General features: G+C 46.9%; 22 protein-coding genes and 1 riboswitch. Of the genes, 6 read left to right on the top strand and 16 right to left on the bottom strand.

Annotated elements, in window-relative coordinates; translation table 11 throughout:
- Positions 1-44 precede the first annotated feature (44 nt).
- Together mqnE and AC6CIF_RS26560 are read left to right on the top strand one after the other, a co-directional pair.
- Complete coding sequence (gene mqnE, locus AC6CIF_RS26565) at positions 45-1151, top strand: aminofutalosine synthase MqnE (RefSeq protein ID WP_036605752.1); 1107 nt, start codon at positions 45-47, stop codon at positions 1149-1151.
- 233 nt (positions 1152-1384) lie between these two features.
- Positions 1385-2446 carry an NAD(P)/FAD-dependent oxidoreductase gene (locus AC6CIF_RS26560; protein WP_498202155.1) on the top strand — a complete coding sequence of 354 codons (1062 nt, stop codon included), beginning with the start codon at positions 1385-1387 and terminating at the stop codon, positions 2444-2446.
- Here AC6CIF_RS26560 and AC6CIF_RS26555 read toward each other — a convergent pair.
- Positions 2443-2697: a YuzB family protein gene (locus AC6CIF_RS26555; RefSeq protein ID WP_076211047.1), complete on the bottom strand. Its 255-nt coding sequence runs from the start codon at positions 2695-2697 to the stop codon at positions 2443-2445. The two genes, AC6CIF_RS26560 and AC6CIF_RS26555, sit on opposite strands and share 4 nt — an antisense overlap.
- Positions 2698-2777: 80 nt before the next feature.
- Between AC6CIF_RS26555 and AC6CIF_RS26550 the strand changes: the two genes are divergently transcribed.
- The gene (locus AC6CIF_RS26550) at positions 2778-3023 is read left to right on the top strand and encodes a NifU family protein (protein WP_053783253.1); all 246 of its coding nucleotides are present in this window, start codon (positions 2778-2780) and stop codon (positions 3021-3023) included.
- A gap of 138 nt (positions 3024-3161) precedes the next feature.
- Here AC6CIF_RS26550 and AC6CIF_RS26545 read toward each other — a convergent pair whose 3' ends face one another.
- Entirely contained in the window at positions 3162-3941 is a 780-nt protein-coding gene (locus AC6CIF_RS26545; RefSeq protein ID WP_017692411.1) for an SDR family oxidoreductase, read from the bottom strand.
- Positions 3942-4050: 109 nt separating this feature from the next.
- Here AC6CIF_RS26545 and AC6CIF_RS26540 point away from each other — a divergent pair, with 109 nt between their 5' ends.
- Positions 4051-4614: a hypothetical protein gene (locus tag AC6CIF_RS26540; RefSeq protein WP_498202154.1), complete on the top strand. Its 564-nt coding sequence runs from the start codon at positions 4051-4053 to the stop codon at positions 4612-4614.
- Between the two features lie 123 nt (positions 4615-4737).
- Here AC6CIF_RS26540 and AC6CIF_RS26535 read toward each other — a convergent pair whose 3' ends face one another.
- The 6 genes from AC6CIF_RS26535 to AC6CIF_RS26510 form a co-directional block, all read right to left on the bottom strand.
- Entirely contained in the window at positions 4738-5577 is an 840-nt protein-coding gene (locus AC6CIF_RS26535; RefSeq protein ID WP_036673328.1) for a MetQ/NlpA family ABC transporter substrate-binding protein, read from the bottom strand.
- 75 nt (positions 5578-5652) lie between these two features.
- Positions 5653-6312, bottom strand: a complete 660-nt coding sequence (locus tag AC6CIF_RS26530) for a methionine ABC transporter permease (RefSeq protein ID WP_047841298.1) — start codon at positions 6310-6312, stop codon at positions 5653-5655.
- Positions 6313-7347: a methionine ABC transporter ATP-binding protein gene (locus tag AC6CIF_RS26525; RefSeq protein ID WP_339305573.1), complete on the bottom strand. Its 1035-nt coding sequence runs from the start codon at positions 7345-7347 to the stop codon at positions 6313-6315. It abuts the gene before it with no gap.
- Positions 7348-7473: 126 nt separating this feature from the next.
- Positions 7474-7615: riboswitch (SAM riboswitch) on the bottom strand.
- A 136-nt stretch (positions 7616-7751) separates the two neighbouring features.
- Positions 7752-8468 carry a Cthe_2314 family HEPN domain-containing protein gene (locus AC6CIF_RS26520; protein ID WP_498202153.1) on the bottom strand — a complete coding sequence of 239 codons (717 nt, stop codon included), beginning with the start codon at positions 8466-8468 and terminating at the stop codon, positions 7752-7754.
- Positions 8469-8633: 165 nt separating this feature from the next.
- Complete coding sequence (locus AC6CIF_RS26515; protein ID WP_498202152.1) at positions 8634-9572, bottom strand: COX15/CtaA family protein; 939 nt, start codon at positions 9570-9572, stop codon at positions 8634-8636.
- Positions 9573-10071: 499 nt separating this feature from the next.
- Positions 10072-10416, bottom strand: coding sequence for a thioredoxin family protein (locus AC6CIF_RS26510; RefSeq protein ID WP_498202151.1), 345 nt, complete (start codon positions 10414-10416; stop codon positions 10072-10074).
- Between the two features lie 142 nt (positions 10417-10558).
- Here AC6CIF_RS26510 and AC6CIF_RS26505 point away from each other — a divergent pair, with 142 nt between their 5' ends.
- Entirely contained in the window at positions 10559-11845 is a 1287-nt protein-coding gene (locus AC6CIF_RS26505) for a DUF2515 family protein (RefSeq protein ID WP_498202150.1), read from the top strand.
- A 199-nt stretch (positions 11846-12044) separates the two neighbouring features.
- On the opposite strand, the gene AC6CIF_RS26500 is transcribed toward AC6CIF_RS26505, so the two are convergent.
- The 4 genes from AC6CIF_RS26500 to AC6CIF_RS26485 form a co-directional block, all read right to left on the bottom strand.
- Positions 12045-13673 (bottom strand): putative polysaccharide biosynthesis protein, encoded by a 1629-nt coding sequence (locus AC6CIF_RS26500; RefSeq protein WP_498202149.1) that lies wholly within the window; start codon positions 13671-13673, stop codon positions 12045-12047.
- 61 nt (positions 13674-13734) lie between these two features.
- Entirely contained in the window at positions 13735-14226 is a 492-nt protein-coding gene (locus tag AC6CIF_RS26495; RefSeq protein ID WP_036673315.1) for a DUF456 domain-containing protein, read from the bottom strand.
- 3 nt (positions 14227-14229) lie between these two features.
- Entirely contained in the window at positions 14230-14979 is a 750-nt protein-coding gene (locus AC6CIF_RS26490; RefSeq protein ID WP_076211034.1) for a Cof-type HAD-IIB family hydrolase, read from the bottom strand.
- 679 nt (positions 14980-15658) lie between these two features.
- On the bottom strand, positions 15659-16354 hold the full coding sequence (locus tag AC6CIF_RS26485) for a TetR/AcrR family transcriptional regulator (protein ID WP_498202148.1): 696 nt from the start codon (positions 16352-16354) through the stop codon (positions 15659-15661).
- Between the two features lie 248 nt (positions 16355-16602).
- On the opposite strand from AC6CIF_RS26485, the gene AC6CIF_RS26480 reads away from it, so the two are divergent.
- Positions 16603-17736: an SMP-30/gluconolactonase/LRE family protein gene (locus AC6CIF_RS26480; protein ID WP_498202147.1), complete on the top strand. Its 1134-nt coding sequence runs from the start codon at positions 16603-16605 to the stop codon at positions 17734-17736.
- A 150-nt stretch (positions 17737-17886) separates the two neighbouring features.
- Here the strand turns inward: AC6CIF_RS26480 and AC6CIF_RS26475 are convergent, their stop codons facing one another.
- Genes AC6CIF_RS26475 through AC6CIF_RS26460 form a run of 4 tightly spaced genes read right to left on the bottom strand, consistent with a single transcriptional unit; the run spans position 17887 to position 21519 of the window.
- On the bottom strand, positions 17887-18759 hold the full coding sequence (locus tag AC6CIF_RS26475; protein ID WP_047841304.1) for a metal ABC transporter permease: 873 nt from the start codon (positions 18757-18759) through the stop codon (positions 17887-17889).
- Positions 18759-19718: a metal ABC transporter permease gene (locus AC6CIF_RS26470; RefSeq protein ID WP_498202146.1), complete on the bottom strand. Its 960-nt coding sequence runs from the start codon at positions 19716-19718 to the stop codon at positions 18759-18761. The genes AC6CIF_RS26475 and AC6CIF_RS26470 overlap by 1 nt, the downstream gene beginning before the upstream one ends.
- A 3-nt stretch (positions 19719-19721) precedes the next feature.
- The gene (locus tag AC6CIF_RS26465; RefSeq protein ID WP_498202145.1) at positions 19722-20543 is read right to left on the bottom strand and encodes a metal ABC transporter ATP-binding protein; all 822 of its coding nucleotides are present in this window, start codon (positions 20541-20543) and stop codon (positions 19722-19724) included.
- Between the two features lie 31 nt (positions 20544-20574).
- Positions 20575-21519 (bottom strand): metal ABC transporter solute-binding protein, Zn/Mn family, encoded by a 945-nt coding sequence (locus tag AC6CIF_RS26460; RefSeq protein WP_498202170.1) that lies wholly within the window; start codon positions 21517-21519, stop codon positions 20575-20577.
- Positions 21520-21710 lie beyond the last annotated feature (191 nt).

The following is a 21710-nucleotide window of genomic DNA, read 5'->3' as shown; positions in this document are numbered from 1 at the left end:
TCCTACACACAACTCAAATCCGGTTAAGAACAGGAGGAAACAGTATGTCTACATTGGTAACACCGTTCACAGACAAAAGAATGGCTGAAATCGTTGAGAAAGTGCAGAACGGCGTAAGGCTGAACGTAGAAGACGGCGTATATCTGTATGAAACAGATGATCTGCTAACTTTGGGCCAGCTGGCCAATGAGGCCAACTTGCGGAAAAATGGCAAGAAAGTATATTTCATCGAAAACATGAGTCTTTATTTTACAAACGTATGTGAAGCTCACTGCGCTTTTTGTAATTTCCGTAAAGACCAGGGTGAAGAAGGCTCCTATACATTATCCGGTCAGGAAATGATCGATTATGTGGAACAGCATATTCATCCTGGCGTACGTGAGTTCCATATCGTAGGCGGACATAACAACCATGTTCCTTTTCAATATTATGTCGATTCCCTGCGTGCTTTAAACGAGAAATATCCGGATGTTACGCTGAAAGCCTACACGGCAGCCGAAATTGATTTCTTCACCCGGATTAGCGGACTTAGTATCAGAGAAGTTCTGCAAGAGCTGCAAAAAGCAGGTCTGAAAACATTGACTGGTGGCGGCGCTGAGATTCTCTCGGATGAATATCGCAAAAAAATGCGTGTAGACAAAGCGAACGTCGATCGTTATCTTGAGGTGCACCGTACTGCTCATAACCTGGGCATGCGTACACATACTACGATGTTGTATGGATCGATCGAGTCCTATGAGGACCGCGTTAACCACATGGTGCAGATCCGTGAATTGCAAGACGAGACCAACGGATTCATGGTCTTTATCCCGCTTTCCATGCAGCCAAAAAGTAAAAACGCAAGCATTATGCGTCGTAACTCGGCTTATGAGGATCTCAAAACGATTGCGATCAGCCGTCTGATGCTGGATAACATCGATCATATCAAAGCATACTTCATTAACATCGGTCCACAGCTAGCTCAAGTTGCCCTTGGATTTGGCGCTTCGGATGCACACGGCACGATCGTTCGCGAACGGATTAGTCATGCGGCAGGTGCACTCACTCCTGAAGGCCTTACACGTAAAGAGCTCATATGGCTCATTAAGGGTGCAGGACGTATTCCGGTAGAACGTGATACGTTCTACAATGAAATTCAAGTGTACGAATAGGATATAACTCCATCACAACCAATATTGCACCAGCACCACTCCAGAACGCAGCTTTCATTATAGGGAGACGTTTGAATTCGAGTGGTGCAAACTGCTGAATAATATCTTCAATTTTCAACGTCTACTTTTTAATTATTCAAAACCAAACAAAAGGAGCAGCTATGTTATTGCATAGCTGCTCCACAGTTTACAGCCCCATTTCAGTGGGACTGATGCAGAAAGGAAGCCGAGTCATGAAAAATTTCGTCATTCTTGGAGGCGGTTATGGCGGCCTCACCATCATCAAGGAACTTCTGGAGGGTAAAATTCCATCCGATACACAAATTATTTTGGTGGACCGCAGCCCCTTTCAGGGATTAAAGACAGAATATTACGCACTCGCAGCAGGAACCGTATCTGATTATGACCTGCGTATCCAATTTCCAGTGAGCGATAAAGTCACTTACCGTTATGGAGAAGTTACTTCGATTGACCTGGAACAGCGTCAGATTGAATTTGAAGGCCAAGACCCGCTCGTGTACGATAAACTTGTCATTGGACTTGGTTGTACGGACCGTTTCCACAATACACCAGGTGCCGAAGATTATAGCTGTACCATTCAGAGCTTTAGCAAAACACGCGAGACCTACCTTCGCCTTAATGAAGTCAAAGCCTATGGCAATGTGCATATCGTAGGCGGTGGATTAAGTGGTGTCGAGATGGCAGCCGAACTTCGTGAGAGCAGACCGGATCTAAACATCAGCATTTTGGATCGTGGTGAACGTGTATTATCCGCTTTCCCGCAACGTCTATCCGTGTATGTGCATGAATGGTTCAACGAACATCAGGTAAAGACACGCGGGCATATCGCCATTTCACGTGTTGAACCTAATGCGATCTATAACCGGGATGAACAGATTCTAACGGATGCTGTCGTGTGGACTGCAGGCATTCAGCCTGTAAAAGTGGTACAGGATCTGGACGTGACCAAAGACCCTCAAGGACGTGTCGTCCTGAATGAATACTACCAAATCCCGGAATATACCGATGTGTATGTCGTTGGTGACTGTGCCAGTGTACCTTATGCACCTAGCGGTCAAGCTGCGGAAGTACAGGGTGAGCAGATCGCCCATATTCAGCATGCCCTCTGGAAAGGCGAAAAGCCCAATCCACATCCACTCAAGCTTCGTGGCACACTGGGTGCACTCGGCAAGAAGTCTGGGTTTGGGCTGATGGGCAAAACGTCCATGATGGGACGTGTACCTCGTATTTTGAAAAGTGGTGTGCTCTGGATGTCCAAGCGCCATCTCGGTTAGTCGAGATCGAGCTCGTCCCAGACATCGGCTTCGTTAATTTTGGCCAGAATGGCATTATATAGATCTTCCACTTTGTCCGTGATGACAACTTCACCATTCACCAGTGCAAAAGGAGTCATGGAACATTGGCCGCAGTTGGTGAGGCAGCCGTATTCAATCACGTCATAGTCTGGATTTTCTTCCAGTTGATCCATGACTTCATCTGTGCCAAAATGCATATTATTGGCACAAAATTCAATAATCGGTCTCATTTAGGTTCACCTGCTTTGTTTGACCATTTTAATTTGTGGCCATTTGTAATATAATATAGGAAGGAAAGGAGTTGAACAATATGAGCGAAAACGCACAAAGCACCATGTATGATGAGGTATCTGATGTGCTTGATAAACTTCGTCCGTTCCTGCAGCGCGATGGCGGTGACGTGGAACTGGTCGACGTGGAGGACGGCATCATTAAGCTGAAACTGGTCGGTGCCTGCGGCAGTTGCCCAAGCTCCACCATTACCTTAAAAGCCGGGATTGAACGTGCCCTTCTCGAAGAAGTAGAGGGTGTACAAGAAGTCGTACAAGTATTCTAATCAATCCTTCACGAAATAAACCTCAAGAGCCTTTCGCTTCGCATGAAGCGGAGGGCTCTTTTTTTGTGTGCATATGCAGAGAGTCCATTTCATCTGTCCCTTTGACGGGTTTCCACGTACAATCCATCCATTCACCTTTTAAGTATCCTCGCGCTGTATGGTCGGACGAATCGGATCAAGTCCTCCAGATACATCCATAATGTTGCCTGTTATAAAATCGGAATGATCAAGGCACAGATACGTAATCACTCGTGCAATATCTTCACCGCTACCTGGTCGCCCTCTTGGCGTTTCCTCATCGGTGATGCCTGCCATTTCATCAATCGTTTTCTCTTTGTTCGCACCACGAATGTCACCTGGACATACCATGTTAACCGTAATTCCATACGGGGCTTCTTCAACCGCGAGTGTCTTTGTAAAAGATACCAGACCCACCTTGGCAGCCGCATATACGGCGCGATGAGGCCAAGATCTTGCTTCTCCAGCATGACTGAAGCCAAAATGGATAATGCGTCCCCATTGCTTGCGTCTCATCTCTGGCAATACACGCTGATCCAGTAACATCGGTCCCAACAGATTTCCCTGCACAAGCATCTGGACCTCAGCTTCAGAATAATCCGCAAATAATCGTCGTTCACGGACAAATGGACCCGCGTTATTCACCAAAATATCAATGCTGCCCAGGTTGCCTTCCACCTGCTCAACCAATGAAGAGATATCTTCCACCTTGGATATATCAGCCTGGATGGCAATGCACCGCACACCCTTGGCTATAATCTGAGCCTTTAAAGCCTCAGCTTCTGTTCTGCTGTGTACATAGTTAAGGGCAATATGACACCCTTGATCTGCCAGACTGAGGGCCGTCATTTTACCAAGACCTTTGGCACTTCCCGTTATGAGGGCAATCTTTCCCTTCACGTTCATCCCCCTCTTCAAAGAGCAGTCACTATCCAGTATAAAAGATTTATCGTCCTCCTACAACTCACTTATCCACAAGGGATTATCCACCTTTAATTCCAGATATATTTTGACTGAGCAAGCACCTGATGAGTATGATTGGATTACTGGACCAGCATCTGTCTCTCTGGACGGTAAGGCCACCCTGGAAGTCCCTGAGAGCCATTCCTATCTGGATAAGGCCAATACCCAACGCTCGATACTTAACAGCGATGGGAAGCCTAATGGGAATGAAATCGGAAGCTTAACTAGCAATAGTGAATTCGGCTCGTGGTATGTTAGCATCAATGCAGGATATACCTACGAGGAGTACAATGCTTCGACTGACAAAACATCCACCATAGGGCTCAACAGTCTTCTGATGGGCGGGATCGGGTACACGACTTCCCAGAAATTCAGTGCTCTTCTTTTGCTCAAAAAGGGATGGGCTTTGATCCTCGTTGTCGTCCTTGGGTTAATCGGTTGGATCAGATACAAGATCAAAAGCTCACACGGAGAAGAAGAGAAACTCTCTCCCTCCGAGAGGACGTACCTGCAAGAAGCTGATGAACAGCAGTATGCTGATCAGAATGAATTATCCTACTACCGCCAATCTGGGCGTCCATCCAACGCGGATAAATCGGAAAAACTCTGACTTATGTTGATCCCCACGTCAGCACGCACCCACTTAGAAAACATAAAATAAGCCGTATATCTCTTCTGGAGAGATATACGGCTTATTGTTAATAGCTTCACATCATATCATACATATTGTGAATTATTCAGTTGCAGGTTCAACTGCACCTTTATAACGTTCTTTGATGAATGTTTTCACTTCTTCGGAGTGCAGAGCAGCAGCCAGTTTTTGGATTGCATCTGCATCCTTGTTGTCCTCACGGGAAACGAGGATGTTTGCGTATGGGTTACCTTGCAGATCTTCGATCAGCAAAGCATCATTCGCCGGATTCAGGTTCGCTTCAAGCGCATAGTTAGCGTTGATGAATACCAGATCCGCTTCATCCAATTGACGAGGCATCATGGCTGCATCCAGCTCAATAATATCCAGGTTCTTCGGATTGGCTGTGATATCTTGAATCGTAGATGAGATATTTGTGTTGTCTTTCAGCGTAATAATACCTTCCTTCGCGAGCAACAACAGTGCACGTCCACCATTGGATGGGTCATTTGGAATTGCTACTTTTGCGCCGTCAGCCAATTCATCCAAAGACTTAATCTTCTTGGAGTATCCACCAAAAGGTTCAACATGAACAGGTGTTACAGAAACGAGGTTGAATCCACGTTCTTTATTCTCTGTGTCCAGATAAGGCTGGTGCTGGAAAAAGTTCGCATCCAATTTTTTATCAGCAAGTTGCTGATTGGGTTGTACATAGTCATTGAACGTAACGACTTGCAAACGAATACCTTGTGCTTCCAGTTCAGGCTTGATGCTTTCCAGAATCTCTGCATGTGGTGTAGGTGAAGCTCCAACTTTCAATTCAACTGTACGTGGTGCACCTGCTGAATTGTCTGCGCCGCTATCGGCGTCCTTGTTGTTTCCGCAAGCTGCGAGAACCGCAATCAACATAAGACTAAGTAAAGCAAAAGACCATTTTTTCATGTGTAAAACCCCTTCTCTAATCATTTTTGTCATGTGGCGTCCGCATTATTGCATAACCATCATGTTATCTATGTGTTATTTCCTGGTGAAAAATGTAACCAAGCGATCTCCAGCCATCTGGAGAATTTGCACTAGAATGATCATCGACACTACGGATATGATCATGATTTCATTTTGATAACGATAATACCCATAGTTGATTGCCAACGTTCCTAGACCTCCACCACCAACCATACCCGCCATCGCCGTGTAAGAGACAAGCGTAACGATGGTAATGGTTATCCCAGCAACCAAACCAGGTAACGCTTCAGGCAGTAATACCCGTCTTACAATCTGTCCGGTCGATGCACCCATCGACTGTGCCGCTTCAATGACACCCCGATCAACTTCTCGCAATGTCGTCTCCACCAATCGAGCAAAGTAAGGAGCTGCTGAAATAACTAAAGGTGGTATAACACCTAACACTCCTGTAGCTGTACCGACGAGTGAACGAGTGAATGGAATAAGAGCAACAATCAATATGATAAATGGGACTGAGCGCAAAATATTCACAATCAAGGACAATATAATGTACACCGTCCGTGATTTGATCGAAGCAGATCGAGCTGTCATGAACAGCAGTACTCCGAGCGGTAAACCAAAAATTACGGTGAACAAGCCTGATACACCCAAAATTTGCAGTGTCTCTATGGAAGCTTTACCAACCTCTTCCCAACGTACGGTTGAAAAATCCATCTAACGAAGCACCTCCACATCAAGTCCCTCAGCGGTTAGTTCTGATATCGTCCGATCAATCGCATTTGAATCACCCTCGAACCGAACGGTCAGCTGTCCATAAGGAACCTGTTTGATCGTAGAGATTGTACCTTGCAGGATGGCAAAATCCACTCCCGTTTTACGTACCGTTCTGGACAAAATCGCTTCATATGTTTTGTTACCCAGAAAAGATATCTTCACAAGTTTGGAAGCAACACCTGCCTGCAATTCAACGCCTGCATTCGCCAGAGCGGTCTCTTCCAGAGCAAGTCCAGCTTCATGGTCACGCATCATGAAGTCCCGCGTAATCGCATGTTGCGGCTTCAGGAACACGTCTGTTACAGGTCCCTGTTCCACAATGCCACCTTGATGAATGACAGCCACCTTGTCACAGATGTTCTGAATGACATGCATCTCATGTGTAATCAGTACAATCGTGAGGTTGTACTTTTCATTAATGTCGAGTAATAACTTCAGGATTGAATTTGTCGTCTGCGGATCAAGTGCCGAAGTAGCCTCATCACAGAGAAGTACATTCGGATCACTTGCAAGTGCTCTTGCAATCCCTACACGTTGTTTCTGGCCACCTGATAATTGAGCCGGATATTTGCTGCTATGGTGCTCCAGACCAACCAGTGCCAGCATTTCCTTCACTTTGCGATCAATGGCTTCCTTGGGTGTATTCACAAGTTTTAGTGGAAAAGCTACATTGTCATATACCGTTGCCGAGGATAACAGATTAAAGTGTTGAAAAATCATCCCGATTTTGCGTCTCTGTTGCTGCAATTCGGTTTTGCTCAGTTCAGTCAGGTTGATTCCGTCAACCCATACTTCACCCTCCGTAGGCCGTTCCAGCAAATTAATACAGCGAATCAATGTGCTTTTGCCCGCTCCGGAATGGCCAATCACTCCGTAGATTTCGCCCTTTTGGATGCTCAAATTCAGCTCGGACAACGCTGTTGTAGATTTTGCCCCTTTGCCGTACGTTTTCGTTAAACCTTTTAATTCAATCAATCGCACTTGCCCCTTTCCAACCACCTACATGTATCTTTACCCGATCTAAAGGAAAACTCCCCTTAAAGTACAAAAAAAGAGCCCTTTGCAGATACAAAGAGGGCTCTTCACGTGAAAGAATATACCTTCTCATCTGCCAAAATCGTGTCTCGCACCATTTTGTAGGAATTAGCACCTAACATCTATAACGAATGATACATGTATCATGTCGTTACAAATCGGTTGCCGGGCTTCATCGGGCCTGTCCCTCCGCCGCTCTCGATAAGAAATATGTTGTTGTAGGATTTTATAAGTTCATGTAGTTTATGCTTTATAATGTGAACGTAACTTTTGAAATATCAGTTCAATCTTTGTCACTGTAACATTCTGATTGAAACTCAGTATATTCCAAGTATTCCGATTTGTCAAAGGGAATTATTTCTTTTCCATATTTTGTTGATATAACGATAAGAGGCTGTTAACGTTTCACAGACCATATCCACGCCCTGACGCATTTCCTGCACATGCTGATTCAGATCCTCCAATTTCACTTTACCTTGCAAGGTCTGGTGTAACTGCCACAGGTCATCGTGCATTTCTGAGTTCATGTAGTGAATTTCCATATTACGTCGCTTGCGCAGCTTGCTCATCGGTTCACGATAAGAGTCCTTGATCTGTATTAATTGCAACGCAAGATCATGATGCTCCCTCGCATAATCGAACTGCCTTAACACCGTAAAATAAGAAAAATGCGCTTTGGTATTGGAAGTATTCAGCTGGAATATTTCATTTAATACCGTGCCCACTTTATCCAGAATGGCAAAGCAGCGGATAAAACCATCTTTGTAGAAATAAATATATCGGGCATACTCGGCTTTTTCAGTCGGCGTCATATCGTCCGTTGAACCTGCAACGACCTTTTTGCGAAAATGAGCAGCGGCGAAACAGCTTTGCTCCAGTTCATCCAGTGAGGAGATGAGTCCCTGCGTCCACACATACAGCTTCCGATAGTCATGCGTGGGATCATGGTCCACATGCATTTGTCGCTGAAATAGCTCAAGCGTATGCGCCATTGCGTCCATCGCTGCCTTCAATTTACCTTCGTTTATACGTGGCTTTTCCCCCAACAACGTTCGCAGCATATCTAACCTCCTCTTTTCCAAATCAACAAGAATTCTTCACCGTAAACGTAACACATCATTCATTCCGTGTAATTGCTGCTTGCCATAGGTTGCCCTGATCCCCCTGACATCAAACAAAGTCCACCTGTCCAATGATGTACATCACTGGATGGTGGACTTTCATATTTAAAAACGATTAGCCGGGCGATGCAGCTTGTACACCAGGAAACTCATATACGTTAAGACTCCGAACAATATGGCGATATCCAGCATATGAGCAAGAGCTACGAACATGTATACTTCCGGACGGTTCATTGTCACCATCATGAAAATACCAATGACTACTTGCATCAGAATAAGAACAACGGATACCACACCAATAGTACGCATTTCCTTGTTGTCCGGATGATTACGGTAAGCGAAGTGACCCAGAATTGCAATAACAATCACGAGCGACGCAGCTGCTGCACGGTGAGCAAAAGCAACCGCTACCCCACCTGAAAGCTCAGGAATAATCTGCCCGTTACAGAGCGGGAATCCGGAACATCCGCCTGCAGAATCCGTGTGGCTCACAAATGCACCCGTGTATACCACGAGATATGTGTAAATGGTGGAGAACCAGACCAGATTCCTGAATCTTTTAGTGACCCGAGGGTATTTATTCAGGCGCTCCAATCCGCCATCTTTGGCCTCCTGCCTTATGCCTAAGGCCATCATTAGGGAACTGGCAAAAGCAATCAGTGCAAAGCCGAAATGCAGTGCCATGACTGCTGAAGATTGGGAGAAGACGACGGCAAAAGCCCCCATGATTCCCTGGACGATAACAAATACCAGAGTTAAGAAAGAAAACAATTGCAGGTCACGGCGTGACTTGCCAAACCGCAGAAAAGCCACAAACGAGGCAATGGACAACAGTCCAGCCAGTGCACTTACAGCGCGATGGGAATATTCAATGAGTGAAGCCACAGTATGTGCGGGAACGAGTTTTCCGTTACATAAAGGCCATTCCGTTCCGCAGCCAAGGCCCGATTCCGTTTTGGTTACAATGCCTCCACCAAAAGTGGCCAGAAACATGACAAGACAGGTTAATACGGTTAACCATTTAAACAAAGTTAAGTGTTTCAATTTTTTCTCACCCGCTGTTGGTTTAAGATGGCGAAGAATATTCTCCGCTTGTTTCGGTACTTTGACACTTATTTCACAACTAAATTCATTATACCGGATAAAATGTTCATTGACGTCGCGCTTTGTGACAAAATGTTAACGTCTGGTGAAATAATGACCCGCAGGTCATTGGGGTTATGTAATTGAAGGATATGCCAGTTGAATTGTGTCTTAAACACACAAACGCCATTTCCCTATTTCAAGAGAAATGGCGTTCTTTGTATTATACCCTTTTACAACATGAACCTGTCATACTTTTATATAAGTTCGATGAAACATTTACACAATAACGGAGAGGACAGAAATAGCCTGAAGAAGCGAAGCGTTCGCCTTTATCCCCGGATTTCCCCTTTTTAAAAGGGATCAAAGAAATCTGGGGATAACAGCGATCAAAAGGTTATTCTGTCATCGGAGTGTCTGTGTGTCTGTGTAAATATTCATTAGTTGAACTTATATAACATCATTTATGGATCGTGTTGTACACCTCAACTGCGCGATTCAGGAACTGCTCAATCTCTTCTCTCGACTTGCGCAGCTTGTTCACATACCGTACCAGTTCGCGGCCATCTGTATACGCCACAAAGCTTGGAATGCCAAGAATATTCTGCTCTTCACTAACGGTTCCAACCTGATCCACGTCAACCTCAATCAAGGTCAGTTCACGTACATATTTCTCTTCAACCTCAGGCATAAACGGATCGATGTATTTGCAGTCACCACACCAGTCTGCCTTGAATACGGCAATCGTCAAACGTGGGGATTGGATGGCTACATCAAAAGCCGGTTTGGAAGTAATCTGTTCCATTCGGTTCATCTCCCTTTCTGTACCTTGTCTTACCCTAAGTGAAGCAAATTGGCGAGTGGAAGTCAAATAATCAGCGCATACTTAGAATAAACCACATGGTCTGTGAAATTAAACCCAGAACATCATGAAAGGATGTCACATCATGACTTCCACCAGAACCGATTCTTCCAGCGAACAACATCACGGGTCCCTCCTGCAGATGGTCCGTTCCATTCCGGGTGCTGCCCGGGAAATCTGGCGTGGCAAACAGGCTGCATGGCAAGCTTCTGCACAGCTTCGTCACCCTTTGCGTGACATCGAGTGGGATACAGATACGGCAGCTGCCTTACAGTCTGAGGTGGAGCGTTTGTTACCTGCCAGCAACAAATCTTTTGCACGCACGGACCAGGTTCAAAGCGCACTCGTCTGCGAAGAAGATTGCATCATTCTGGAAGAGATTAAGACACTGACCCAGGAGCACAATCGGAGTAATATCACCCGCACGGCAGCCTATCTGGAATGTTATGAGCAATATCCCGAACTGCATTGGGCACTGCTGGCCCATATGGTCTCTCGCAACGGTGGATATCACATGACAGATCTTCAAAGTGACTTAATGCATAATCTGCAGAATCAAAGCGATCGCGAGCGTATGTATCGGCTGCTGGAACGATGCAATGCACTCATTTTCCAGGATGCATATCCCCAGCTTCTGCTGTATATGAACAGCCGTCGCATCGGACGAAGCTGTTTCCATCTCTTGTCGCACTTTCACGTATCGGCGTTTATGACGCCGTTTTGGGAACGCTTTTGGCTGGAACGATGCAGTTCACTGCTAAGTGTGGCATTAATTATTAATGAGCAGAACTATATCGAGAGCCGGGTGGTGCAACATCCTTATTTTCAAAAAGAGGTACTTTCCAAACCAGCATTCCATCTGCATAATTTGGCGGGTCTAAATCATATCGTCTTTCCTCTTGGACGAGAAACAGGACTCGCAGGACGCGTCATTGAACATTTTGGCAAGTTGGATGAGCGAATCATGTTTGGCAAAGGCCTATATGCTCTGTTGTTTGGCATGGAGCAGGTACACACCCAAGTGTTGGAGTTCGCACGTTTGGTTCCCCATCGTGGCTCGCGCGCTGAATATTGGCCTGGCCTGTTTACCAATCGTGAAGACAAGGCGGGTGAACATACATTATACGCTCAGGCGATACTGGATGAGGAATGGCTTCCAGAAGGGCAACGATTATATAGTCCGGAATTGCTCTCCGTATGGGGAGACACGCCTTATGAACCGATCACCAGACATGACTGGCTTCAGACTCGGGATTGTCTCGGTTATCTGACGGCACCACGTCGGCCATGGCTATTCGAGATGAGTCACGAACATCGGTATGGCATGCTGAAAACAGCACTGGCTCATGATGCTAAAGCCATCACACACTAATCTAAAGATCATATAGAGCAGGCAAAGACGGATGATGTGAACCCCGATGTACCGCTAATCCTCGCTTATTGGACTAATGTAAAGTTCAGTCGCTCAGCTCTCCTTATCTATACAAAAAAAGCCCTGTCCGCTTAACAGCAGACAGAGCTTGTATCCTATTTTCACAAAATATTAAGCATGAATAGTGATCCTTGCATTTTTAAGCTCTTTGCCCAGCTTCACGTTGAAGACGCATAAGTGGACGAAGAATTTTTTGCAGAATACGAGGGTAACTGCCCAGCTCGTCCTTGCGCAGTACACGCAGCACAACCATGAGAACCAGATACACCACAACAACAAGCACACCAACCACAAGGCAGGTAAGCAAGAAGGATATGCGTGCTGGCAGGAAGAGTCCAAAGATCGTATTGCCAATCCAGTTCGCTGCAAATCCTACACCTGCTGCAAGCAACACTGTAATGATAAACCCTTTCCAACGCTCTCCCATGATGGAGAAATCAACGATTTTGCGAAGGACCCGCAGATTCAGGTATGTGATAACCAGGAAACAAAGGGCCGTTGCAATGATGATGCCGTAAATGCCAAAGATCGGCGCCAGAATAAGACTTGCAATCAATTTGATCACAACACCTGCTGCGACACTGATCATCGTAATCCTTGGTTTCCCTACCCCTAGTAAAATGGAGTTGGTGGTCATCATCGTAATCTGGAAAATGGTACCAAATGTCAGCAAGGCAATGATCGGTGTTCCATCCAGATTGCTAAACAGCAATCCGTTGACCGAATATGCTGCCGCACAAAGTGCAATGACAATCGGCATACCTGTCAGAATCGAAATACGCAACGCAAGTGTAACCTGACTCTTCAGATGCGCTTCATCCTTGCGGGCAAATGCTGCCGATATGACAGGCACCAACGATTGACTCAAAGCGATCGCCAGAATCGGAGGAATACCCGCAATACTTTGGGCTTTCGCACCCAGAATCGCAAGTACACCAGTCGCTTCATCGAGTCCGATCTGGCCACTAAGCAGTGGAACCACAAGGGATGAATCGATAAAGTTAATGGCTGGAACCGCAAGTGAGGATAGCACAATTGGAATAGACAGCTTGAAGATATCACTGTAGATACCTCGCATCGGTAACTGTTCTGCACGCTCGTAATTCAATTGGGCCGCACGGTCGCTACGACGCAGCTTCAAGGTGAAGTACAGCATGACACCGAAGGCACCCACACTTCCTAATACCCCACCAAATGAGGCACCCGCAGCAATCGTCTGGTCATCATAATTCCATTGCAGCATGACATAAGCCACGATAATGGCTGTACCTACACGGGCGAACTGTTCCACAATCTGTGAAATTCCACCTGCTGTCATGTTGCCGCGTCCCTGGAAATATCCACGCATCATCGCAATGGCCGGGAACAGCAGCAAGGCTGGAGCCAAGGCACGAATGGCGCTGACTGACTCCGGTACTTTGGAGACATACGTAGCATAATAAGGTGCCGCGAACCACAACAAAGCAGACATGACTACCCCGGCAACAGCCGCAAAGATCAGGGCTGCACGGTAGATCTGTTGAGCTTCACCCGCGCGTCCGAGCGCATAGCGTTCCGATACCATTTTACTAAGTGTACTCGGTATGCCCGCCGTTGCTACAGTTAACAGCATTAAATATACCGTATTGGAGATCGTAAACGATGCGTTACCGACATCTCCAAGGATATGCTCCAGCGGCACCCGTTGAACCAATCCAAGTACTCTTGCGATCAGGGCAGCGGCCGCCAAAATGAGCGTACCCCTAATGAATGTTTCTTTCTTAGACAAACGAATTCCCCTTCTTTCCTCCACACCGGACGTGCATCCCGTTGAAGCTAATCCTGAACGTTTAGGCGAATCTTACCACCCAGATAATAAACAGAACAATCATGACGATTTGCAAAATAATTTTCATCACAGTACTCGTAAACAGCCCCACGACGGAACCAAATCCAACTTTCGACGCTTTGGAAGGTGAAGACCCTCCGATCAGTTCCCCGATAAAAGCACCGATAAATGGTCCCAGCACCAGTCCAAATGCCGGAATGACAAATGGGCCAATGATAACACCAATGGTACTCAGCGTGGTTGATAACTTGGAGCCACCAAACTTCTTCACACCCCATGCGCTGACGACATAATCAGCCACAAACAACACAACAACAATCAGAATCTGAATGATCCAGAACCACACACCAAACGGATCAAAGCTGAAGAACCAGCCGTAGACCAGAAACGCGAAGAAAATCGCTACAGCACCAGGCAGTATGGGATATACCGTTCCAGCCATCCCCACTGCAAACAGCAGCACAATTAAAATCCAGGCAATGGTTGCGAGCAAAGCTTACTCCCCCTTCAAAATATGTTCACGGATCACTTCGACAATACCGTCTTCATTGTTACTCGCTACGATCAGATCAGCCGCTTCCTTCACCTGCTCTTGCGCATTGCCCATCGCTACACCCAGACCTACGGCCTCAATGACAGCCAGATCATTCAGACTGTCTCCGACAGCAACAACTTCGGACATCTCGATACCCAGCAGTTTGCAAACCTCAGCTACACCACTGGCTTTGGATATTCCAGCAGGGTTGATCTCGATATTAACAGGTGAAGAATTCGTCATCTGCAGACCACCCATTTGTTGCAGTTCCATCATAATCTGGTGACGAGCTTCATCCACTTCGGTATTAAAGCCGAATTTCAACCATTCCAGACCTTCAATATTGTCCGTCCAACGGTCACGGTTGAACAGCTCTTCCACGGAGTATGCCCAGTACCAGCTGTTATATTTCTCACCGATTTCCTGCATTTTACGAATCAATGCCGGGTCCATCAGATGACGCATATGCAGATCATGCGGTGCTTTCCAGACTTCACTACCGTTAACGGTTACCATCGGTGTCTCCAGCCCAAGCTGGACCGCATAAGGCATCGCATGGAATACGGCTCTTCCCGTAGAAAGGCACACATGTACACCCCGACGAATGGCAATCTGAATCCACTTGGCGGTCTCCTGTGTAATTTCATGATTATCGTTAAGCAATGTTCCATCCATATCCAATGCAAGCAATTTGTATTTCAATTCACTCATACAGTAGTTCCTCCTAGGTTGTCTCTCTCCAAATTGAACTCATGGATATCCATTCAGGCACTAAGCGGGCAAAAAACCTTTCGAGTCGTAGTATCTTTGTTTCAGAATTACCTTTTTCTTTAGTGTATTGAGATTATACGAGGTAACCGTTACGTGTACGGATCGTCTTCCGATCGCTGTTGTCTCCGAATTTTCTAGATTCTCTCTTCTTAAAGGTTAGAAATTCGGAGACAAAGGCGAACGCTATCGCTTCTTCAGATCGATTCCGCCCCCTTCACTACATCACCTTTGTATTTAGAGCTCATAACACCTACTATCAAGAAGGAAATTCATAAACAAATTTCCCTTCTCTAGATCCTTTCTGCCCTCTACGTTCCACAATGGTTCTCCAGTTCAACTTAATGGTTCTCTTTATATAATTTTAAACTCACAACAAGATCGCCCGGCATCCGCAAAATCGGACGCTCCGGACGTCACAGCTAACGACATTTTACCACAGATCGTCGACCTGCAACAAAATAACCCGCTCAGGATTACACTTCGAAGTTATTACATTTTATGTAATATATAATTTCCTAAATAAAAAAACGATCCATCTCCTACAGATGAACCGCTTTTAGCTTAACCTTAGTCAATCTGCCTATTTCCCTGCCTAACCCGTAGCCAAGATTAAATCCAATTATCCCCTGTCCGCTCCTCTGTCTGGCTTGGATACTGCAAACAAGGATTGGGACATCAAATTCATGGTTTGTTTATATACGGTCTGGGCTGACTTTACATCACCAAGGAACCCGCCCATATGCAGGTGGATTACACCGTGCAGCGATGCCCATATAGTACTAACAAGAGTTTCGGTCTCTTCCTGGTCCGAAATCTGTCCTTGCTTCTGGGCAGTGCTAATTAGAATCAGCAAGCGGTGTATGGCAGTCATCGTTCCCTGCATACTCTCTGCATCCGGCTTGAACTCGGCAAAAGCCCCTCCGAACATCAGCTTATAGTAGCTGCTATAATCCTGCGCAAACTGCCAGAAGGCTTCCCCCAAATCCAGTAAGTGCTGCAAGAAGTCAGAGGACGGCGGCACTTCTTCCAAACGCTTGGCGAGCAATTTGCAGCCCTCCAGATACAACTGCTGGGCCAGGCCCTCTTTATTGACAAACAAACTGTAAATGATCTTGGTGGAGCAGCCCATCTTTTGCGATACTCTGCGTACAGTAACAGCCTCCGGCCCTTCTTCCTGCAAAATGGTTGCAGCCACATCAACCACAAGCTTACGGAGATTTTCCGTGTTTTGCAGGCGAGCTTGCTGATATGTTTTTAATGCCCGCCCCTTGGATGGTGAGGGTTTGTCTTCGTTACTGATAAGGATCACCTTCATTTAGTTATCACGTTTCTGACCGGAAACAAAGTTTCCGACTTCTAACAGGCATTCTAACCATTAGCAGAAAAGTTGTCAATGAAGTCATCATGATAAAAAAAAGAATTTGACACAATCATTTTCTTTTGGTTACTATGATTCTTATAGGAAACAGTGTTACCGATAATGGTCTTAAGTTCATTTTATATTTTTTTGGAGTTTCGGTAACGTTGTTTCCAAAAAGAAACAGTGTATTTAGGAGGATTAATATGTCAACAGAACAAAAACAACGCAAACGCTCCACTTGTCAACAAATTCGTAAATGGAGCCTGACTCTGCTAGGGGTAATTGTGCTGGGAATCGTTGTATTCCTGCTAATGCCCGCCCCGGTAGAACCCGTTGTTTGGTCTGCACCTGCTGCTCCTTCTTTTGAGAAGGAGGGTCCCTGGAAAGAGAACAACAAACTTAGCTCCGCTGAATTGGTTACCGACCGCGCGAAGTTCCCGGAATTTATCACTTTTGACAAAGAAGGGCGACTGTATACGGGTGACTCCGACGGCAAAATCTACAGAGTAACCTTTGACGCCGAAGACAAGGCACAGCCAGCAGAGGTATTCGCTGATACCCATGGAACACCTAACGGCCTAAAATTTGATGCTGCCGGAAATTTGATTGTGGCGGATATTCAGAAAGGGCTCCTGTCCATTGACCCGAACGGAAACATCGAAGTACTAACCACTGAAGTAGATGGGGGGCCGATCTACCTGGCGAACGAACTGGACATCGCGCAAGACGGATCGATTTATTTCTCCGATACCTCTAACTATGGCAAAGTCATGTTCAAAGAAATTGCCGAGAATAAACCGCATGGACGATTGTTGAAATATGATCCACTGACCAAGCAGACGACCGTTCTGCTTAAGGATTTATATTTTGCCAATGGGGTGGTACTGTCTGCCGAAGAAGACTTCGTGCTAGTCGCAGAATCGTATCATTACCAGTTGACCAGGTACTGGTTGAAGGGTCCCAAACAAGGCACCTCTGATATTTTTGCGGAGAATCTGGCTGGGTTTCCGGACAATATCACCCGTGACGCAGAGGGACACTTCTGGGTAGGGGTATTCACAACCCGTCTGTCTTTTGCCGATTACATGCATAGTCACCCTTGGTTAGCAGCGACGATGTCCAAAGTTCCACAGTCCTTGTTAAATGGAGCCAGTGCCCCAGTGAAACACGGACTTGTTGCAGAATATGGACCAGAAGGAGAGCTTATTCGTAGTTGGCATGATCCAGAAGGAACATTGTATGGCATCACCACGGCCGTAAACCAAGGGAAATATGTGTATCTCGGAACCGCACCGGGAGGAAGCCAAGGGGTTCATCGGGTGCCTTTGAAACCGTAAGGATTGTTATATTCATCTACCTCGTTGCCACCTTTAGGCATCCCAATAGCAGCTCACTCCAGCAGGAGGGGCTGCTATTGAATTTTTCTTAGTTCACATTCCAATCATAAAAAACCGCCTGGAAAGCAGGCGGCTAACAATCTCTACGAATTAACGTGCCGCGAATTTGCGACGAGCGTAACGGAATACAATGCCATGTTTCGGTGACAGCAACAGTGCGAGAACAAATAAAATTCCAGCAACAGCTACCATGCAGCCCGCAATGGAAGCATCCAGGGCATATGCCATGATATAACCTCCAACCGAGGATGCTGCTCCGATCAGGACGGCATACAGAATCATTTTGCCCAGACGATCTGTGAGCAGGTAAGCCGTCGCCGCTGGTACGATCAGCATGCCCACCACGAGAATCGAACCAACACTTTCAAATGAAGCTACGGACGTCATCGAAACAAGTCCCATGAGCAGATAGTGGAACAGCACTACTGGAATGCCGCAGGCCGCAGCCAGCGCCGGATCGAAGGCACACAGCTTGAACTGTTTGTAGAACAGCCCAATAACGACGAGGATGACTAGCAAAGTGATACCCAGCATCCAGACTGCCCTCGGACCGACATCCGTACCTCCAAGGGTTAACGTATCCCACTGTACATAAGCGATCTCACCAAACAAGACACAGTCCAGATCCAGATCAATATGCTGGGCGTTCAAACTAATCAGAATGACCCCTACTGCGAAAAGTGCTGTGAACACAATTCCGATCGAGGCATCAGACGACAGTCCACCTGCCTGCAAACTCTGTATGAAGAACACCGTCAGTAATCCAAACACCGTTGCGCCGAGCAGCATCCACAATGAATCTCTGGAACCGCTCCACAGGAAAGCAATCGCAATACCGGGCAGAACCGCATGGCTGATCGCATCACCGACCAGAGCCATTCGCCGCAGAATCAGAAAACAACCGAGGATGGCGCAAGCAGAAGATACCAAAACGGCCGTCAAGATAATCCAAAACGTTGCCATTACATCTCCCCCCGTTCCTGCTGATTTCGCTGTGCGGCGAGAGTCTGGAGTGTAGCTCGCTCTTCACGCATATATGCGGACTTTGCCTGAATACTACGCAACCGTCGGGCTAACAATCCACGACGTGGGGCGAGCAAGGCTGATCCGGCAAACAGCACCGTAGCCGCAAGAACCGTTACAGGTCCTGTCGGCAGATTGGGCACGAGCGTGCTGAAGATGGTACCCGTCGCTCCGCTCAATGCACCAAATATGCCTGCCAATAATACCATGAATGCAAGGGAGTCGGTCCAGCAGCGTGCCGCTGCAGCCGGAGTCACCAGCAGGGCCGCGACAAGCACCACACCCACCGCCTGAATCCCGGCAACCACCGCGATCACAGTCAAGAGCAGAATGAGCTGCTCCAGCATGGCAACTGGCAGACCCATGCCTCGTGCAAAACCCGGGTCAAAACTCACCAGCTTAAATTCCTTGAACCAGGCAAGACAGGCAATCAGTAATACGAGGCATACGCCACCCATGACATAGACATCCGTCATGACCATGGATGCCGCCTGTCCAAACAAATATTTATCGAGTCCGCTTTGGCTTCCACTCGCCCCATGCTGAATGCGCGTAAGCATGACTACGCCAACCCCGAAAAATACGGTCAGCACAATTCCCATCGCCGCATCCTGCTTGATTCGGGAGTAGCGCGTAATCCACGAGATTCCGAAGGTAGCGACAATGCCGGCCACCAGAGCACCAAACAGGAATAATCCAACCGACTTCGTTTCCGTCAACATAAATGCAATACAGATCCCAGGCAGAGCAGCATGAGCAAGGGTGTCCCCCATCAGGCTCTGTTTACGAAGAAAGGTGAAGGAGCCAATAATTCCGCTACTGAATCCTAACAACAGACAGCCAAGCAATATCCAACGTGTATTGGGGTCAGATAAGATGGCAACGATCCAGTTCCACATGCACTACACCTGGCCTTTCTCCGTCCGGCTTCCGATCATCGCAATCCGGCCTCCGTACGTCTCTTGCAGTGTATCTGGTACAAATACTTCGCTTGTCGGTCCGCCAGCCACCAGTCGTCCATTGAGCAGCAGCACATGGTCGAAGTATTCCTCAACTGTCGCCAGATCATGGTGAACGACCAGTACCGTCTTTCCTTCTTTCTTCAGCTGTTCCAGAAGTAAAATGATAGCTTTCTCCGTGGTGGCATCCACACCTGCAAACGGCTCATCCATGAAATACAGATCTGCGTCTTGCACGAGTGCCCGCGCCAGAAAGACCCGCTGCTGTTGTCCACCGGACAACTGACTGATCTGGCGGTACATGTAATCACCCATGCCGACTTGCTCCAGGCAGTGTGCCGCCAGGTCTCGCTCCTTTTTCCCAGGACGACGGAACCAGCCCAGATGACCATACCGTCCCATCATCACCACATCGAGCGCATGTGTAGGGAAATCCCAGTCCACCGATTCCCGTTGGGGCACATAACCGATGCGGCGACGTTGCTCCCTGTACGATTGTCCGAAGATCCGTACCTCACCATGCATCTTCGGTACCAGTCCCAGAACCGCTTTGATCAGTGTTGATTTCCCTGCACCATTTGGTCCGAGAATTCCGATGAGCTGTCCTTCCGGAATATCGAAGGATACGCTGCTAAGCACCGGCTTTTTGTGATACGCAACAGCCAGATCCCTCACACTAAGAGGAGCCGATGTTGGCTGCGTTCCCTGCAAGTGACTGTTGTTCAGTTTCGTAGGAGTTTGTTCCAATAAAGTTGTATCTTCCATAATCCTGTAACTCCTCTCTTCATGTGATTCATTATTTCAGGGCTTCTACAATCGTCTCAACATTGTGGCGAATCATACCGATGTATGTGCCTTCTTCCGTTCCTTCAGCCCCCATGGCATCCGAGAACAGTTCTCCACCAATGCTGACTGTATGTCCTTTTTGAGCTGCTCCGGCAATGATAGCTTCCATCGCTTTTGCAGGCACACTCGATTCAACAAATACTGCTTTGATATGGTTATCTACGAGATAATCCCGCAGTTCGCTAACATCTTTTGCACCGTATTCGGCTGCTGTACTGATGCCCTGAAGCCCCATTACTTTCATTCCATAAGCCTGACCGAAATATCCAAATGCATCATGCGCCGTAACCAATACCCGGCTTGCTTCAGGAATCTCCAGAATCTTCTCACGCACCTCGGCATCCAGTGCTTCGAGCTTCGCCAGATACGCCTCTGCCTGAGCCTTGTACTCTTCCGCATGGTCCGGGTCCGCCTCCACGAGCGTATCGCGTACGGCTTCTGCCGCATGCATCCAGTGGCTGACGTTAAACCAGACGTGCGGATCATATTCGGTGCCGCCTGTATCTTTGCCTGAGTGTAACTCCTCGACTGGAATAGTCTCTGTAACAGCAGTAACCAGCTTGCTTGAGGACATTTTCTCCAAAATGTCTGTCATTTTGCCTTCAAGATGCAGTCCATTATAGAAAATGACTTTTGCTTGTTCCAGCTTGCGAATATCACCTTGGGATGCCTTGTACAAGTGGGGATCAACTCCCGGGCCCATTAGCCCGGTAACATCAACATATACCCCGCCTACCTCACGTGCTACATCAGCGATCATTCCCGTTGTAGCGGTTACTTGTAACTTGCCACCACTGCTCGTCTCTGCATCACTGGAACATGCCGTAAGTACAATAACCAGAACCAGAGCCGCTAGCGTAATGACCCCCCTCTGAATACTCCTCATTTTCACCATTAACAATTCAATCGTCCCCTTTCCCTCTCCTAAAATACTTGTCTACATCTAATTTTGTTGTACAAGGTATTAAGTTTTAATCAAGACTAATAATGTTTCCCTTGTGCAAATTTTATCCGAAGCCAAAAAAAAAGGCAAGGGATTATTTCCCCTGCCTGTCCAAATATATTTAATTCACTTCATAAACCTTT

Source organism: Paenibacillus sp. GQ49, from assembly GCF_059759055.1.
The sequence above is the reverse complement of the archived record's forward strand: the minus strand, read 5'-3'. Positions and strand labels throughout refer to the sequence as shown.

Bases quoted from the DNA above. Each gene is read 5' to 3' on its own strand.
- mqnE (WP_036605752.1), top strand. From the start codon at position 45: ATGTCTACATTGGTAACACCGTTCACAGACAAAAGAATGGCTGAAATC.
- AC6CIF_RS26560 (WP_498202155.1), top strand. From the start codon at position 1,385: ATGAAAAATTTCGTCATTCTTGGAGGCGGTTATGGCGGCCTCACCATC.
- AC6CIF_RS26555 (WP_076211047.1), bottom strand. From the start codon at position 2,697: ATGAGACCGATTATTGAATTTTGTGCCAATAATATGCATTTTGGCACA.
- AC6CIF_RS26550 (WP_053783253.1), top strand. From the start codon at position 2,778: ATGAGCGAAAACGCACAAAGCACCATGTATGATGAGGTATCTGATGTG.
- AC6CIF_RS26535 (WP_036673328.1), bottom strand. From the start codon at position 5,577: ATGAAAAAATGGTCTTTTGCTTTACTTAGTCTTATGTTGATTGCGGTT.
- AC6CIF_RS26530 (WP_047841298.1), bottom strand. From the start codon at position 6,312: ATGGATTTTTCAACCGTACGTTGGGAAGAGGTTGGTAAAGCTTCCATA.
- AC6CIF_RS26520 (WP_498202153.1), bottom strand. From the start codon at position 8,468: ATGCTGCGAACGTTGTTGGGGGAAAAGCCACGTATAAACGAAGGTAAA.
- AC6CIF_RS26510 (WP_498202151.1), bottom strand. From the start codon at position 10,416: ATGGAACAGATTACTTCCAAACCGGCTTTTGATGTAGCCATCCAATCC.
- AC6CIF_RS26505 (WP_498202150.1), top strand. From the start codon at position 10,559: ATGACTTCCACCAGAACCGATTCTTCCAGCGAACAACATCACGGGTCC.
- AC6CIF_RS26490 (WP_076211034.1), bottom strand. From the start codon at position 14,979: ATGAGTGAATTGAAATACAAATTGCTTGCATTGGATATGGATGGAACA.
- AC6CIF_RS26485 (WP_498202148.1), bottom strand. From the start codon at position 16,354: ATGAAGGTGATCCTTATCAGTAACGAAGACAAACCCTCACCATCCAAG.
- AC6CIF_RS26480 (WP_498202147.1), top strand. From the start codon at position 16,603: ATGTCAACAGAACAAAAACAACGCAAACGCTCCACTTGTCAACAAATT.
- AC6CIF_RS26475 (WP_047841304.1), bottom strand. From the start codon at position 18,759: ATGGCAACGTTTTGGATTATCTTGACGGCCGTTTTGGTATCTTCTGCT.
- AC6CIF_RS26470 (WP_498202146.1), bottom strand. From the start codon at position 19,718: ATGTGGAACTGGATCGTTGCCATCTTATCTGACCCCAATACACGTTGG.
- AC6CIF_RS26465 (WP_498202145.1), bottom strand. From the start codon at position 20,543: ATGGAAGATACAACTTTATTGGAACAAACTCCTACGAAACTGAACAAC.
- AC6CIF_RS26460 (WP_498202170.1), bottom strand. From the start codon at position 21,519: ATGGTGAAAATGAGGAGTATTCAGAGGGGGGTCATTACGCTAGCGGCT.